Source organism: Pedobacter sp. ASV28 (assembly GCF_016428855.1).
Taxonomy (GTDB): Bacteria; Bacteroidota; Bacteroidia; order Sphingobacteriales; family Sphingobacteriaceae; genus Pedobacter.
In genome coordinates this window covers 33,830-50,277 of record NZ_JAELTN010000001.1, presented here as the reverse complement: position 1 = coordinate 50,277, position 16,448 = coordinate 33,830, and the positions used below count along the sequence as shown (strand labels likewise).

The 16,448-nt window shown below is 40.9% G+C and carries 15 protein-coding genes; 4 read left to right on the top strand and 11 right to left on the bottom strand.

What is annotated here, in order from left to right; all coding sequences use genetic code 11:
* Positions 1-24: 24 nt before the first annotated feature.
* The 7 genes from JHD79_RS00220 to JHD79_RS00190 all read right to left on the bottom strand — a co-directional run bounded on the left by JHD79_RS00220 (position 25) and on the right by JHD79_RS00190 (position 5,824).
* Positions 25-702, bottom strand: coding sequence for a response regulator transcription factor (locus tag JHD79_RS00220; RefSeq protein ID WP_199117066.1), 678 nt, complete (start codon positions 700-702; stop codon positions 25-27).
* 13 nt (positions 703-715) lie between these two features.
* Positions 716-1,909, bottom strand: coding sequence for an aspartate aminotransferase family protein (locus JHD79_RS00215; protein WP_199117065.1), 1,194 nt, complete (start codon positions 1,907-1,909; stop codon positions 716-718).
* Between the two features lie 220 nt (positions 1,910-2,129).
* Positions 2,130-2,579 (bottom strand): hypothetical protein, encoded by a 450-nt coding sequence (locus tag JHD79_RS00210; RefSeq protein ID WP_199117064.1) that lies wholly within the window; start codon positions 2,577-2,579, stop codon positions 2,130-2,132.
* 65 nt (positions 2,580-2,644) lie between these two features.
* Positions 2,645-3,274, bottom strand: a complete 630-nt coding sequence (locus JHD79_RS00205; protein ID WP_199117063.1) for a hypothetical protein — start codon at positions 3,272-3,274, stop codon at positions 2,645-2,647.
* A gap of 38 nt (positions 3,275-3,312) precedes the next feature.
* A complete protein-coding gene (locus tag JHD79_RS00200; RefSeq protein ID WP_199117062.1) occupies positions 3,313-3,864 on the bottom strand; it encodes an RNA polymerase sigma factor in 552 nt (183 codons plus the stop codon).
* Positions 3,865-3,868: 4 nt separating this feature from the next.
* Positions 3,869-4,828: a transketolase family protein gene (locus JHD79_RS00195; protein ID WP_199117061.1), complete on the bottom strand. Its 960-nt coding sequence runs from the start codon at positions 4,826-4,828 to the stop codon at positions 3,869-3,871.
* 150 nt (positions 4,829-4,978) lie between these two features.
* A complete protein-coding gene (locus JHD79_RS00190) occupies positions 4,979-5,824 on the bottom strand; it encodes a transketolase (protein ID WP_199117060.1) in 846 nt (281 codons plus the stop codon).
* A 218-nt stretch (positions 5,825-6,042) separates the two neighbouring features.
* Here JHD79_RS00190 and JHD79_RS23070 point away from each other — a divergent pair, with 218 nt between their 5' ends.
* The 4 genes from JHD79_RS23070 to JHD79_RS00170 are packed head-to-tail and all read left to right on the top strand — an operon-like array spanning position 6,043 to position 12,838.
* Positions 6,043-8,667: a collagen-like protein gene (locus JHD79_RS23070; protein WP_199117059.1), complete on the top strand. Its 2,625-nt coding sequence runs from the start codon at positions 6,043-6,045 to the stop codon at positions 8,665-8,667.
* Between the two features lie 26 nt (positions 8,668-8,693).
* A complete protein-coding gene (locus JHD79_RS00180) occupies positions 8,694-9,866 on the top strand; it encodes a gliding motility-associated C-terminal domain-containing protein (protein ID WP_199117058.1) in 1,173 nt (390 codons plus the stop codon).
* Positions 9,867-9,870: 4 nt separating this feature from the next.
* The gene (locus tag JHD79_RS00175; RefSeq protein WP_199117057.1) at positions 9,871-10,848 is read left to right on the top strand and encodes a type IX secretion system membrane protein PorP/SprF; all 978 of its coding nucleotides are present in this window, start codon (positions 9,871-9,873) and stop codon (positions 10,846-10,848) included.
* A 10-nt stretch (positions 10,849-10,858) separates the two neighbouring features.
* Positions 10,859-12,838, top strand: a complete 1,980-nt coding sequence (locus JHD79_RS00170; RefSeq protein ID WP_199117056.1) for an OmpA family protein — start codon at positions 10,859-10,861, stop codon at positions 12,836-12,838.
* 60 nt (positions 12,839-12,898) lie between these two features.
* Here the strand turns inward: JHD79_RS00170 and bcp are convergent, their stop codons facing one another.
* The 4 genes from bcp to JHD79_RS00150 form a co-directional block, all read right to left on the bottom strand.
* Complete coding sequence (bcp, locus tag JHD79_RS00165; RefSeq protein WP_199117055.1) at positions 12,899-13,360, bottom strand: thioredoxin-dependent thiol peroxidase; 462 nt, start codon at positions 13,358-13,360, stop codon at positions 12,899-12,901.
* Between the two features lie 68 nt (positions 13,361-13,428).
* Complete coding sequence (locus JHD79_RS00160; RefSeq protein ID WP_199117054.1) at positions 13,429-15,174, bottom strand: M23 family metallopeptidase; 1,746 nt, start codon at positions 15,172-15,174, stop codon at positions 13,429-13,431.
* A gap of 6 nt (positions 15,175-15,180) precedes the next feature.
* Entirely contained in the window at positions 15,181-15,792 is a 612-nt protein-coding gene (locus JHD79_RS00155; RefSeq protein ID WP_199117053.1) for a fumarylacetoacetate hydrolase family protein, read from the bottom strand.
* Between the two features lie 30 nt (positions 15,793-15,822).
* Positions 15,823-16,332 carry a T9SS type A sorting domain-containing protein gene (locus JHD79_RS00150; RefSeq protein ID WP_233164498.1) on the bottom strand — a complete coding sequence of 170 codons (510 nt, stop codon included), beginning with the start codon at positions 16,330-16,332 and terminating at the stop codon, positions 15,823-15,825.
* Positions 16,333-16,448: the final 116 nt, after the last annotated feature.

The window sequence follows — 16,448 nt, the reverse complement described above, 5'->3', positions numbered from 1 at the left end:
TATTTGGTAGCTAGGGGCTCAAAATTAACAATTCACCCTGTAGCCTATGCTTCTTACCGTTTCAAACCAATTGGTCTTGTTGTGCTGGGTTAGTTTTTTTCTCAGGTTCTTAACATGTACATCCACAAAATTTGAATCGGAATTTACTTCTAATATATCACCCCATACATGTTCAGTTAAACTCATTCTGGATACGACCCTGTTTTTGTTGAGTACAAGATAGTTAAAGATCTCAAACTCTTTCTTGGTGAGGGATATCCTTTCTTGTTTAAAAGAAACGGTCCTGTTCTGTATGTCTAATATGAAACCATGGATGTCTACCTCATTTTTTTCCAGTTTGTGTTTTCTACGGGTAATGGCATGCATTCTGGCCAGTAGTTCATTTAGGGAAAAGGGTTTGGGCAGGTAATCGTCGGCACCACTGTCCAGACCTTTGATCCGGTCGTCAACAGCACTTCGTGCAGTTAAAATAATGACGGCATCTTCGCGGTCTTTCAGCTTTTTGAGCTGATGCAATACTTCAAAACCATCTCCGTCCGGCAATCCCAAATCCAATAGTATAAAATCGTAGTTGTTGACAAATATTTTTTCTTCTGCTGAGGATTTTTTCCAAGCATGTTCTACAATATAGCCTTCCTTGCTTAGAAATTCATCAATCTCTAGCGCCAGACTTTTTTCATCTTCGACAATCAATACGTTCATCGGCTATCTATGGTTAAGTGGTATAAACTTTTTCAATATTTTGAAGAATAATTTGGCAAGCGATCCTGATCTGTTCTTCGGTAATGATCAAAGGTGGGGCTATGCGCATGGAATTGCTGCAATGCAGAAACCAATCTGTAATCAATCCGTCTTCTATACAGCCATCAATAATCGCCTTGTTTTTCTCAAAGCTATCGAATTCTGCGGCAAGCATCAACCCTTTTCCCCTTATTTCTTTAATGGCAGCATGTTGTAAAAGTTGTTTGAATAATGCTCCTTTTTCTTCTACCTGGTCAATAATATGATCATTTAATAAAGTATTTAAGGTAGCCAATCCGGCAGCGCAACATACAGGGTGTCCGCCAAAGGTGGTCATATGTCCTAAAATTGGGCTATAAGATAGCACCGACATGATTTCTGTTGAACTGATGAAGGCTCCAATGGGCATACCACCACCAATTCCTTTGGCCAGGAGTAAAACATCAGGTACTACTTCGTAGTGTTCAAATGCAAACATTTTTCCGGTTCTTCCAAAGCCAGATTGGATCTCGTCGAAGATGAGCAAAGTGCCAGTCTCCAAGCATCGTTCCTTTAAGGCCTTCATATATATATTGTTGGCTGGCCTAATACCAGCTTCACCCTGTATAGGCTCAATGAAAACTGCGGCGGTATCGGTAGTGATTTTCTCTAGATCGGCAATGTTGTTATGGTTTATAAAGCTAACATGCGGTAAAAATGGACCATAGCCTGCCGAATAGAAATCGCTCTCCATTAAGCTTTCTGCCCCTTGGGTGCTTCCGTGGTAGGCATTTTTACAGGCTATAAAACCTTTCTTTCCGGTATATCTTTTGGCCAATTTCATGGCACCTTCAACGGCTTCTGCACCTGAGTTTACAAAATAGGTACAATGTAGGTTTTTGGGGAGTACGGTTGCCAAAAGACTGGCAAAATTTACCTGTGGAGTTTGAACAAACTCTCCATATACCATTAGGTGCATATAGGTTGCAGCCTGTTGTTGTACGGCATTTACCACATTAGGGTGGCAATGCCCTATATTGCTTACGCCAATACCAGCAATGAGATCGATGTATTTTCGATCTTTTTCATCATAAAGATAAATTCCTTCTGCCTTTACAAATTCCAATAATAAGGGACTGTCGGAAGTTTGGGCATTATGTTGAAGAAAAAGTTGTCGTTGTGTAAGCATAATGCAAAAGTAGCTTATTTAGCTGCATTATGCTGAAATTTGAGGTAAATAAAAAGAGAATGCCTAAGGCCCTGTTATCACTTTCATGAAAACGAAAACCCTAAGGCATTATCCAAGATCAGTATTTTATTACTACCCTTTAATCGTCCCGCCCTACCTAGGTAGGCGAGAGTTGGGGTGGATGAAGAAAGCTATTTATATACCCCTTTGTATGGGGTAACTAGTTATCCTTTGGAGGATCATTTCTATATTGATTGAGCAATTCTTTCTTAAAGGCTTCTTGTGCCCTATAAAATTTGCCCACCAGTTTGATAGGCAAGTTTGATTTAAGCTTGTAATAATATTTTTTTTCAATATCCAGATCGCGTTGTCTAAAGTTGAAGTCGTTCATGATCAGTGCCTGAATTTCATTGTCGTCCAAATCTTCGATCTCCTTGATCTTCTTAAAGCTGATCATCTTTTGAAAGCGCTCTTTTCTTAGGGTAGATTGCTCTCGTACATAATCATTATAAATTGGCCAAAAGATCTTAGCTTCATCTGTGGTAAGATCTAGCTTTGTTGTTATCCAAGCCACTTTTTTGGCTTCCATTTTTTCTCCGCCCATTCTAGGTCCTTGGGCTAGGGCCAAACCGGGCAGTAAGACAAATAGGGCAAAAAATATGTTTTTCATTTATGTTGTTATTTGTTGTGCGATCAATAATAAAGAAACGACTGTTAGCTATTGTTTCCTTGAGGTTATAAATTGTTAGACAGGTCGGCCGTTGAAAAGTTGTCCAATATATAATCTTCTATTTCATTATTTGAAATTTTAGCGGCCGTGGCTGTTTGGCTTTCATTAATATGTTCGATGATGAGGCTCTCATCTATATCATATAAGAGCTGCTCTTTAGTCAGTTCATTATGGGCAAACTGCTTTACTTGGTATTGTTGGTTGACGTATAAACCTAAGGCACACATCAGAACAATACAGGCAGCTGTAGCGTATTTAAAGAAATCCGTATTCCATAAACGAACCACTTTGGTTATAGGTTTCATTTCCACTGTTTTTGCGGCAATGGTCGACTGTAACTTTTTAAAGTAGTCTTCTGGAACAGAAAAACCTTGGTTGTTTTTCTCGTTTTCAAAATTTTCTATGTAAATTCTTGAAACAAGCTGTTCTTCCAGGTGCTTAAAGTAATCAGGAGGAGTGCTAAAGCCCGTATGTTTATGTTCACTTATAGTGTTTATAAATACCGTTTGATTAATGCGTTCTGTTAAACTATCGAAATAAGCATTCGGTACACTAAAAGGGTTTGACTTTGGCAGTTTAGCTAATTCTGGCGCCTCTTTTTCCCATTCTATATTTTCAGCCATTTTACTCATCATGTATTATGGATATGTTTTAACGCAAAAGGTTTAATTATTTAATCTTCATTTGATAAAATACGTTCAATTTTTTTTACTGCAATATGAAATGAGGCTTTAAGTGCGCCTACGCTTGTGCCCAAAACCTCAGATATTTCATCATATTTCATATCATCAAAATATTTCATGTTAAAGATGATGCGCTGTTTTTCCGGTAAGGTGAGAATGGCTTGCTGTAGTTTTCGCTCGATCTTATCTCCGTCAAAATAAGTTGATGCAGCCAAGGTTTCGGAAAGCTCGGTATTAATTTCTTCTAGAGAGACATTGTTTTTGTTCCTTTTCTTGTTGAGAAAGGTAATGCATTCATTGGTTGCGATTCTATATATCCAAGTATATAATTGCGAATCGTTACGAAAACTGCCCAGGTTTTTCCAGACTTTTACAAAGGTATCTTGTACAAGGTCATCGGCATCATCATGGTCAATGACCAGTCTGCGAACGTGCCAATATATTTTTTGTTGGTATTTGGTTAGAAGCAGGTTGAAGGCAGTATTGCGAGTTTTTTCATCGCTGAACTTTAAAAGTATTTCATCGTCTTCAACCTGCTTCATAGGGTTATTTTACTTTTCTGGCCATTACCTTTTGTGCAGCAGCTACGATATCTGAAGGATCTAATTTGTATTTAGTCATCAATTGGTCTGGTGTGGCACTTTCTCCGAAACTATCATTTACGGCAACAAATTCTTGTGGGGCCAAATAAGTAGTCGTTAAAAAGCGGGCAACGCTTTCTCCTAAGCCACCAAATTTATTGTGCTCTTCGCAGGTTACAATGCATCCGGTTTTCTTTACCGACTTTAAGATGGCTTCTTCGTCTAAAGGTTTAATGGTGTGGATATTTATTATTTCTGCACTTATGCCAAGTTCTTCTAGCATTTCTCCCGCTTGGATGGCTCTCCATACCATGTGCCCTGTAGCCACAATGGTTACATCTGTACCTTCGTTTACCATCCAGGCCTTGCCAATTTCAAATTTTTGATCTTCAGGGGTGAACACTGGAATTACAGGACGTCCGAAACGTAAGTATACGGGGCCTTCATAATCCATAATGGCTAGGGTGGCTGCCTTGGTTTGGTTATAGTCACATGGGTTGATCACCACCATGCCAGGTAGCATTTTCATTAAACCTATATCTTCCAATATTTGGTGGGTTGCACCATCTTCGCCCAGTGTTAGGCCGGCGTGCGAGGCGCAAATTTTTACGTTTTTACCCGAATAGGCTATAGACTGGCGAATTTGATCATACACACGGCCAGTTGAAAAATTGGCAAAAGTTCCGGTGAAAGGAATTTTTCCACCAATGGTAAGTCCTGCAGCAATACCCATCATGTTGGCCTCGGCAATTCCAACCTGAACAAATCTTTCAGGGAAATCTTTAATGAAGGCATCCATTTTTAGAGAGCCAACCAGGTCGGCACAAAGGGCAACAACATTTTCGTTGCGTTTGCCGGCTTCATGTAGGCCAGCTCCAAATCCAGAACGTGTATCTTTTTTTTCTGTATAAGTATATTTTTTCATTTTTTATGAGATAGTAGAAAGGAGTTGAAATAGTAGATAGGCCATTTTAAGGGTTTCAAATCTAAGCACTATTGCCCCAATCTATTTAATTATTAAATGTATGAGATGGAGTGCCGAAGCCTTTTCAGGGCATGGGTCTCTACATCTGGTTTAGTAATCTCCTATGGTTTCCTTTATTTGGCCCAAAGCACTTTCCAATTGCGCATCGTTAGGGGCAGAGCCATGCCATTTATGTGTACCGACCATAAAGTCAACGCCATAGCCCATTTGAGTACTCATTAGGTTTAAGATGGGCCTACCTTTTCCGGTCAGTGATTTTGCGTAATGTAATGCCTTGACAATTTCTTGCATATCGTTTCCGTCGGAGGTGATCACATGCCAGCCAAAGGCTTCAAACTTGGCCTGTAGGTTTTCTAAAGAAAGTACTTTTTCGGTTGGGCCATCAATTTGTTGGCCATTGTAATCTATACTGGCAATTAAGTGGTCCACTTTGTTGAAAGGAGCAAACATGAATGCTTCCCAGTTTTGGCCTTCCTGTAGTTCTCCATCTCCTAAAAGGGCATATACTAAAGATTTGTCGCCATTTATTTTTTTGGCCAGTGCTGCGCCAATGGCAACAGATAAGCCTTGTCCCAATGAGCCAGAGGCGATGCGTACACCTGGAAGGCCTTCATGTGTAGTAGGGTGGCCCTGTAATCTGGAATCCAGTTTTCTGAAGGTAGCCAATTCGCTGATGCTGAAATATCCTGATCTGGCCAAAACACTATACCATACCGGCGAAATATGTCCGTTCGAAAGAAAGAAAAGGTCTTCTCCATTTCCGTCCATATTGAATTCCGGGTTATGGTTAAGCACTTCGAAATATAAAGCTGTGAAAAAATCTGCACACCCCAAAGATGCGCCCGGATGCCCGGATTGTACTGCATGTACCATTCTTAAAACATCTCTTCTTACTTGTGAAGCGATATCTTCTAATTCGCTGATTGTATGTTTCATTAAAATATTGTTGTAATTGTAACAAAGTTAATTTAATTATCGATGCGTAGGGTATGTAAGTGGTTTTTTTTGCAAATGTTTGGCAGAAAGCATGTTGTGGTTATTAACATTTCATGGGATTTCGGTAAAATAATGTTGATAAGTTTGGTTATATCAGAAAAATGATTTTATTTTGAGTATATATTTACCCAAAAATCAACAAACGGCTCTTTTTATTTATGAGGATTTTTACTTTATTAACATTCCTATTGTTTTCTATTGCTCTTTATGGGCAGAATGGTAATGTGGGAATTGGTACCCAAACACCTAATGCTAAGTCTATTTTAGACATCAGCTCTACAGATAAGGGTTTATTGATCCCAAGGCTAACAGAAACGCAAAGAAACCAGTTGCAGTCTCCGAATGTAGCCAACCATAACATTAATGGTCTATTGGTGTATAACACAACTACCAGCAAATTTAATGTGTGGAATGTGAATAATTGGGAAGAACTCTCTACCGGATCTGGGGTGAAAGGCGATAAAGGAGACAAGGGCGATAAAGGAGACAAAGGTGATACAGGATTAGCGGGCCCACAGGGAGCAATTGGTTTAACGGGGGCTGCTGGAATTCAAGGGGCGAAAGGAGACAAGGGCGACAAAGGCGATACAGGTGCTGCTGGACCTCAAGGGGTGGCTGGCTCAGTGGGCGCTATGGGTGCACAAGGTGCAAAAGGCGATAAGGGCGATAAAGGTGCTGCTGGAGATAAAGGTGATAAGGGGGATAAAGGTGATGCAGGGGCAAATGGTGTACACGGAATAAATGGAGCTACAGGTCCACAAGGACCTAAAGGGGAGAGTGGGGTGAATGGCGCTAACGGAGCGAAAGGTGCTAACGGAGACAAGGGCGATAAAGGGGACAAAGGAGATCAAGGCGATAAGGGCGACAATGGTGCTATTTGGAATAATGGAGCACTGAATCCTCCAGTTGTAGCTTCGGAGCCAGCAAACTCGAGAAATGGTGATTATTATCTGAATAACAATAATGGAAAGGTATTCTTAAGGGAGAATGGTACCTGGAAAGAGGTGGCAAATTTAACGACAGGTATTGTGGGCCCTGTAGGCCCTGCTGGCGCACAATGGTATAATGGTAATTTGACTTCTTTAAACACGGCAAATGAGCCGGCAGGAGTTAAGGAAGGTGATCTTTATCTAAATAATTCGACTGGAAATGTTTTTAAAAGACAGGCAGATGGAACTTGGGTTGCCATAGCCAACCTAACTACGGGTGTTGTAGGTCCGCAAGGAGCTAAAGGAGATAAGGGAGATACTGGCACAACAGGTCCACAAGGTTTAAAAGGTGATCATGGAGATACTGGGGTGGCAGGCCCACAGGGTCCTACAGGTTTGCAGGGCCCCACTGGTCCTACAGGCCCTACAGGACTGACGGGAGCCACAGGTCCGCAAGGCCCTATTGGTCTTACTGGTCCCGTTGGCCCACAGGGGGCAAATGGTGATAAAGGGGATAAGGGCGATAAGGGAGATACCGGTGCAGTTGGCCCTACAGGTCCAATAGGTTTGACGGGAGCAAAAGGCGACAAAGGAGATACGGGTGCAATTGGTCCACAGGGTCCAATTGGGCTAACGGGAGCCACAGGTCCGCAGGGAGCAAAAGGCGATAAGGGCGACAAGGGGGATATCGGTGCAACTGGTCCTACAGGTCCAATAGGTTTGACAGGTGTAAAAGGCGATAAAGGGGATGCGGGTGCAGCTGGTCCACAGGGTCCAATTGGGTTAACGGGAGCGACAGGTGCACAAGGCACAAAAGGAGACAAAGGCGATAAAGGAGATGCAGGCGCTACAGGTCTGCAAGGAGCAATAGGCCTAACTGGTCCACAGGGGGCAAAGGGCGATAAAGGTGACAAAGGAGATACGGGAGTTGCGGGCCCACAAGGGGCAACAGGTCCTACGGGTCCAATAGGTTTGACAGGTGCAAAAGGTGATAAGGGAGATGCGGGAGCAGCTGGTCCGCAAGGGGCAACAGGCCCTACGGGTCCAATAGGTTTGACAGGTGCAAAAGGCGATAAAGGAGATGCGGGTACAGCTGGTCCTCAGGGCCCAATAGGCCTAACCGGTCCACAGGGAGCAAAGGGCGACAAAGGCGACAAAGGTGATAAAGGAGATCAGGGCATAGCTGGAGCTGTAGGTGCAACAGGCCCACAGGGTCCAATAGGTTTGGCTGGTCCAACGGGTTCCCAAGGTCCAATAGGCTTAACTGGGGCACAAGGGGCTAAAGGCGATAAGGGCGACAAAGGTGATAAGGGAGATGTGGGTTCGATAGGCCCTCAAGGCCTCAAGGGAGCACAGGGAGATCCCGGAGAGCAGGGACCTGCTGGTCCACAAGGACCATCGGGAAGTACTGCTGCTTGGTTGAGGACAGGAAATGGTGAGGGTAGTATTGGTGGAACGACCAATCCTGGCGTGAATGGAGATTTTGTAGGCACTACAGATGCCAAAGAACTTATTCTGGCCTCAAACCGTAAGGAAGGAGTAAGGGTTTTCACCGATGGAAAGGTAAGGATTGGTACGAATGGTTCGGGCATATCCTATTTGGCCAAGGCTGTTGTAGTAGCGGATCTGCCCGTAGTGAACGCTGGGGCATCTATCAAGCAGAATTTTACCATTAATGGAGTTGGCTTAACGGCAACTGTATCGGTATCGCCAGGTATCGAACTGCCCGATGGACTGATCATCGCTTATTCAAGGGTAGTTGCTCTTAATACCGTGGAGGTGAAATTTACTAATATAGGGGCGGTTGCCATCAACTTGCCGTCGGCTACATTTTATATTGGCGTTGTAGAATAATGAGGTTTAAACGAACATATATATTAGTGTGGGTGTTGCTACATCTTTTTTGTGCCAAGTTATGGGCGCAATTGGTTAACAATGGGGCGATTATTACTGTTGAGCAAAAAGGATTATTATATGTAGGTGACCATGCTATTTATAACAGTGGAACGGTGTTTAACCATGGAGAGATGGTTGTGCTGGGAAATTGGACCAATAATAATGCTAATGCAAAGGTATTTGATAATACCTCTACAGGAAAAGTAATTTTTAGGGCAAATACAGGCGAGCTTTCTGGAATAGGCACCACCACTTTTCCCCAACTGATATTTGACAACACAGGTTTGTATGTGATGCGGACCAACATTGAGGCCAGGTTGTTATTGGATATCTATGGTATAGAACTTCAAACACAATCTAATCGATTAACGCTCTTGAATGCAGATCCGGCCTCGTTAAAATTAAAAGGGGGGTTCATTAATACAGGTACTGATGGTGCTTTTGTGAGGCATACACAGGCTGCTGCAGATTACATTTTTCCCCTAGGTTTGGGAAAAGGGATGTTAAGGTTTGTAAATATTATTCCCAATGATGCAAAGTCAAATGCTTTTGCTGTTTCGCTGACAGGCAGAGATCCAAGTTTGGATGGCTACAGCAGATTGAGCAAAACAGCTAGTGTGTCAAATATTCATGATGGCTATTATTTTAACCTGAAGCGTTTATCGGGAAGCAGTGATGTGCAGGCCATATTTTCGACGGTTACCAGTGATGTTTTTACGGGACTTGCCAGTTGGATGGATCATAAAAATTGGGATAAGCTAAGCTCGGTTAAGGTAACGGATAATGTCATGGTCAATGGATGGCTAAGTAAATCTTTTAACTATGGTAATGCAAACCTGCCCTTGGCACAAGCTGTACCCATTGCCTTTGCGCAAATTACCGATGCCATACCTTTAGAAATATATAATGCCTTTTCGCCAGATGGCGATGGTAAAAACGATAAGTGGGAAGTGAAGAATATTGATTCCTATCCCAATAATGACGTTAAGATTTTTGATAGGTCGGGGAACCTGATTTTTAAGATGAACAATTATAATTCCTCCAATTTTTGGGATGGGCAGAATGCAACTTCGGGAACCTATATCTATATACTAAGGGTTAATATAAATGGAGTGGATAAATATTATAAAGGCGCAGTGACCATGGTTAAAAACTAAAGATATGAGAAAGCTTTTACTTCAGTTTCTGTTTACGTTTTTTCCATTGTTGGTTTTTGCCCAGCACGAAGTAACTTATAGCCAATATATGTTTAATAATCTTCTCGTTAATCCTGCTTATGCTGGTTATAAAGAAGATATCAATGTCAGTTTGCTGAGCAGAAATCAATGGGTTGGAATTAAGGGAGCGCCCAATACACAATCGCTTATTGCTGATGGGGCATTTTTCCATAATAAAAATGTGGGCCTAGGCTTGTCTGTCCTTAACGATCGGGTAGGTATACAAGGACAAACGGCTATAATGGGTAACTACGCCTATCGTTTGCCTATTGGAGAGAAAGCTAGGTTGAGTTTTGGCGTGGGAGTTGGGGCGGTACAATTTTCCTTAAACAGTGATAAAGCAATCATAAACGATCCTACGGATCCCAATTTTTCAGGAATGTTGACCCATGTTTCTCCTGATGCGAGGTTGGGTATTTATTTTAGCAATGAAAGATTCTATGCAGGACTGTCTGCCAATAATTTGTTGACCACGGCTTTGAATAAAAATAATGCGAAAGCCAGGTATGTAATTTTACCGGCTACTCACATCTTCTTAACAACTGGGGCCATATTTGATGTGAATGAAGATGTGAAGGTAAAACCCTCTCTAATGCTGCGTGACGACCCTAATAGTATGGGAAATTTCGATATAAATGCCTCTTTTTTATTTAAGGATGTATTGTGGATCGGGGCTTCGTATAGAATGGGTGTTGATATGTGGAAAAAAAACACCAACATAAGTGCAACTTTTCAACAAAATTCGCTTGTTGGATTAGTTGAAGTTTTTGTTGCGAAGCAGTTTAGGATAGGATATGCCTATGACTATAGCTTATCGGATCTAAATTCGTATTCTGGTGGTGGCCATGAAATATCACTTGGCTTTATCATAGGAAATAAAGATTACAGAAACAATGCTTTAACTACTCCGCGGTACTTCTAACGCAGGGTTTATGTCTTTTAAAAAAGTTTCCAGGTTCATCGTTGCTTTCCTTTTTATCTATCTGGTGCCATCTGTACTTTTTTCGGATGATATCAAAGATGCCGACAAGCTGTATAAGTCGCTCGATTATAAATACGCATTGGAAATTTATGAAAAAATTATGCAGTCCAATCCAAGTATGGAGGTGGCCGAGCGCATAGCCAATTGTTATAGGTTCATCAACAACACAGAGGCGGCCGAGCTTTGGTATAAGAAGACGCTGACTTATCCCAATGCATCGTCAGAGAACTACAGGTATTTGGCAGAGGCCCTTAAGCAAAATGGAAAATTTGAGGAGGCTGCTACTAACTTTCTGATCTGGGGAGAGAAGAACCAGGGTAAAATTCAAGAAGGCGAGAAACTGGCGAATATGTGCAAAGTGGCTAAAGTATGGGCAGAAAACCCAGATGTAGGTGCTTTGGTAGAAAATGAAATAGGCCTGAATTCAGAAAATTCGGATTTTAGTCCATCTTATTATGGAGAGTCTATTCTTTTTATATCAGATAGATGGCAGAAGAACAAAAAGGGAGAGGATGTTTACGGTTGGACAGGTAATCCATATTTGAAAATATACAGTGCTTCAAAATCATCGAGAGCAATATCCTTGCTGAACAGCAGTATTAATTCGGGATATCATAGTGGTCCTGCAGCAGTAAATGCCACACTCGATACCATGATTTTTACCAGAGCGGTGATGTCGCCAAACAAGAAATCGCATGCTAATGAAGCTGGCAAGCAATACCTGTTGTTGGCCATTAAAAAGAATGGAGAATGGGCTGTAAAAGATAAATTGCCCTTTAATACAGAAGGTAAATTTTCTGTGCTGCACCCTGCCTTATCTCCTGGAGGTAATATTCTATATTTTGCCTCCGATATGCCTGGTGGTTATGGGGGCATGGATCTTTATTACAGCGAGAAATTAAGTAATGGCAGTTGGTCCCAGCCACAAAATTGTGGTAGTCAGATTAATACCCCACAAGATGAGGTTTTCCCTTCGGTTAGAAAAGATGGAAAATTCTATTTTGCCTCCAAAGGGCATATTGGTATGGGAGGATTGGATATTTTTTCTGCAACAGGAGAGAAGGGTAGCTTTAAGGATATAGAGAATTTGCGTTCGCCAATTAATTCTCCAAAAGATGACTTTGGCATTTTGTTTAATGCAGACTGTAAAACAGGCTACCTGTCTAGCAATAGGGTTGGAGGTGTTGGTTTGGATGATATTTACAGGTTTACTATTGGAATTAAGGCGGCTCCCAAAGAAAGGGTTTATGCGGTTAGTGGTTTGGTAGTAGAAAAAGGGACCAATGTTCCAATGTCGGGGATAGAAGTTGTTCTGTTCAATAAAGATAAGGGAAGTGAAACAAAAGCGATCTCCGATTCTGAAGGAAAGTTTGCCTTCAACCTGGAAAAAGAAACCGACTATGTGGTAAGGGGTGATGCAGCACAATATTTTACCAGTCAATCTGGCCAGATTTCAACTAAGGGTGTGAATGCTTCTACTATTTATGATATCAGGTTTGAGCTGGAACGCTCTAAAGAAGCTTATACCATTAGGTTGAACAATATTTATTATGATTTTAATAAATGGAATATTAGACAGGATGCAGTAGGTGATTTGAATAAGGTAGACCAGTTTATGGTGAGCATGCCTAATGTGAAATTAGAATTGGTTGCCCATACCGACTCAAGGGGTACGGCCGCCTATAACATGGAATTGTCCAATAAAAGAGCAAATAGTGCCATGCAATACTTATTGGATAAAGGCATAAATGCCGATAGGCTCAGTGCAATTGGCAAGGGTGAGACCGCATTGCTAAATGCTTGCGCTGATGGTGTTAAATGTACAGAGGCACAACATCAATTAAACCGTAGAACCGAATTTAAAATAGTTAAGGTAACGCCTGTACTGGCCGCTTTTACCAGCCAACAAATCATGGTGGCCGCTAAGTAGTTCTCTCCTAAAAGCCCTTTCTGTGCGAAGCCTTCGGCTTAACACAGAAAGGGCTACGAATTATTTCAATAGGGACAAAACTTGTTCGGTAGCATTCTTGGTATCTACTTTTTTGATGATATGGGCGATGTTCCCTTGCTCGTCAATAATGAAAGTAGTACGTTGGGTTCCCATATATTTTTTGCCGTACATGTTCTTTTCTCCCCAAACCCCATAGGCTTCTACAATTTTTTGGTCTGTGTCTGCAAGTAAGGTAAAAGGTAGGCTATGCTTATTGATGAATTTTTGGTGAGATTTTTCATCGTCAACACTTACGCCTAATACTTCTATACCTTTGGCCAATAATCCCTGGTAATTGTCTCTAAAATCACATGCTTCGGCCGTACATCCAGGAGTGTCATCTTTTGGATAGAAATACAAGACTACCTTTTTCCCTTTAAATTGTTCAAGGGTAACGTTATTGCCATTTTGGTCTTTGGCAGAAAATGATGGAGCTTTGTCGCCTTCTTTTAATTCGCTCATTGCTTTTGTTATTTAAATAAATAATAATATGATGAAAAGATATGGCTGAATAAACCTATAGATAATAACTACCTATAAAATTCAATCGCATATCGTTTAACGTTATCTTTCATGTCAACAACAACTAACTCAAAAGTATGTTTTCCGGTAGTTGTCCTTTCATCAAAAGTATGCCATAAGGCCGCAGTTTTGGTGTCAAATTCCATTAAAATCCATTTTCCGTCTATATAACCGTTAAAACTTTTGATGCCCGATAGGCCGTCACTTATTTTAAAGTTCATTTTACTGATTCCCGCCATGTTTTTGCCATTAGCAATATTTAAAGGCGTGATACTGGGGGCAATGGTATCAATGGCGATAAAGAAGCTGCCAAAGTTTCTTGGCTTTGCCTTTACCCATCCATTTTCAAAATATCCACCTTGTGAAGAACGATTGATATTTACAATGAGTGCCTTGTCTTGAAATTTGGTTAAGGTACTATCGGGCTTGATCCATATTTCAAATCCTGTGTGTAAGGGGCTAAGGTTATTCTGTATGTGGTGAACATTTGAAAAGGCATTCTGTTGCAGTTTCCCAGATTTTTTATAGACAAAATTTAGATCGTTATATAATGTGCCTTTAGGTAAAATTACTTTGACATCTTCTGTGGTAAATTCATTCTGTTTGTTATAGGGAAAAATAGTGCCTACAGGTAATTCGGGGGTGTTGATAATGGCCTTTGCATCTCCTAATACATTAAAAGATAAGGTGCTTTTATTTCCTTTTGCATCGGTAACGGTATATTTTATGGGGTGCAATTTGTCGTCATTGAAAATGATGTGGCCATTGTTGACTAAGTTAAAATAGATCTGCAAGGGATTACCTGGGTCCACAAAACTCTTTTGGATACTTTGTTTTGTACGTTGTAATGTAGGATAATCAACATGTGAATTGACCGCTTTACTGTTATCAAACGTAAAACGCTCTAACGCGGAAGTGTAGACAGTATTGCCATCTACCTGGAGTTCGATGGAATAGACCCCATTATTTCCCGAAGCGCCATTATGCCTGTCATTGGTTACGATGCCAAAACCAACTTCGCCATTTAAGTGTATGGTATTAACCTGGTTGAGTTTATAAGTGCCATTACCACCGGTAACCTGAAAATATTGTTTGGGTGTATATTCATTAAAAGGCTTGCCATTAAGGCGATATACGTACATGGCATGGATAACAGGAGGAATATTGTCAGGAATAGAAATACCCAGTAATTGAGGATTGATGGTGGCCTCGGTCTTGCTGTCACGGATTTCAAAATGTAGATGGGGCCCGCCAGAACTTCCGGTATTGCCTGTATAGGCTATCACTTCTCCTTTTCTAACCGGTATGAGGTCTGAGGAGGGAAATTCATCAATTTCATAAGATTTGTTTTTGTACTGTATGTTTTTGGCTATCTGTGCAATTTTAGGGTTGAATCTGGAAAGGTGGCCATAAACGGTGGTGTAACCATTTGGATGATTGATATATAAGGCTAGGCCAAAACCACTATTTTGGACCCTTAGCCTTGAAATAAATCCATCAGCTGGTGCATACACGGGATAGCCAGTTCTTTGATTGGTCCTGAAGTCAATACCAGAGTGAAAATGGTTGGCCCTCAACTCTCCGAAAGAACCAGCTAATGCTGGAGGTTCTATGTCCAGCGGGGACCTGAAGTCGGTTAAGGGATAAGCGTAATTGCTGAAGATCTGTTGTGCATTGGCCTTACAGAAAAACAAAAGGGTAAAGGATAATAGGCCAAGCTTGTAAAAGCTTAAACGTGATAGATTATTATACATCAAATATTATTTTATATCGAAGTTTAGTAATTGTCTTCCTTCTAACCAAGCTTCCAATCGATCGCCGTGTTCTACTTTTCCAACCCCTTCTGGGGTTCCCGTAAAAATAAGGTCACCTTTTTTTAGGGTAATATATTTCGATACAAAGGCAATTATCTTTTCAAACGAAAATAACAGGTTTGCAGTATGACCGTTTTGCTTACGCTCACCGTTTTTCTGGAGCTCGAATCTTAAATCATACAGGTCTTTAAATTCACTTTTGGGTATAAAGTTGCTGATCACGGCAGAATGGTCGAAGGCTTTTGCCAGCTCCCAGGGTAAACCTTTCTCCTTGTGTTCTGCCTGTATGTCCCTTGCGGTGAAATCAACACCAAGACCAATTTCTTCATAATAATTGGCGGCAAACTTTTCGGCAATATGTTTGCCCTCTTTGCAGATTTTTAAGACAACCTCTAATTCATAATGGATGTCAGACGAAAAATCGGGCAAGTAAAAAGGTTTATTGTCCTTTAAAATCGCGGTATCCGGTTTTAGGAAAATAACGGGTTTGGTTGGAATGGCATTATTCAGTTCAATGGCATGTGCGGCATAGTTTCTGCCGATTGCAATAATTTTCATGTCACAAAATTAGCAAAAGAAATAGCCAAATTACAGCACCGATATTTTTTTAATCACTTGTTCGCCGTTGGCAACGATTTTCAGGAAATAAATGCCCGCATTTAATTTAGAAGGAATGTTATAGGTTTTGGTTTGCTCGCCGTGGCCAACCCTTTCGTTGGACAAGGTTACGATCTCATTGCCTAGAAGGTCACTGATTTTAATGGAAAGGTTGCTTTCTTTTTCTAAGCGTAAATTGATATTGAGCTGTTCAACAACCGGATTGGGGTAAACCTTTAAGACTATTAATCCTTTTCCACTCTTGTGGCTGCTAGGGTTGCTGCCCGAACTTTCAGAGACGACATAGCCATAAGTATTGACTTTGTAGGGTTGGATATTTGCTTTGATTTGCGGTATTCTGCTGCTAACTTTGGTCTTAGGCTTTAATGTTATTTTTCCAGTATCAATTTTTTGGGCAAAAACACCAATGCAGCTTAGAAGAAGCACACCTGTAAGGTAGAGGACATGCTGTTTGAGCGCTATTTTTGCTTTTATTCCCATTGATTATATAGTGACAAAAATATAAATAATTTAACAAACAAATCAAACAATAAAGGGGTATTATAGATTATTTAACAATATTTAACAGCATCAAATAAATGATGATATGATAAAGC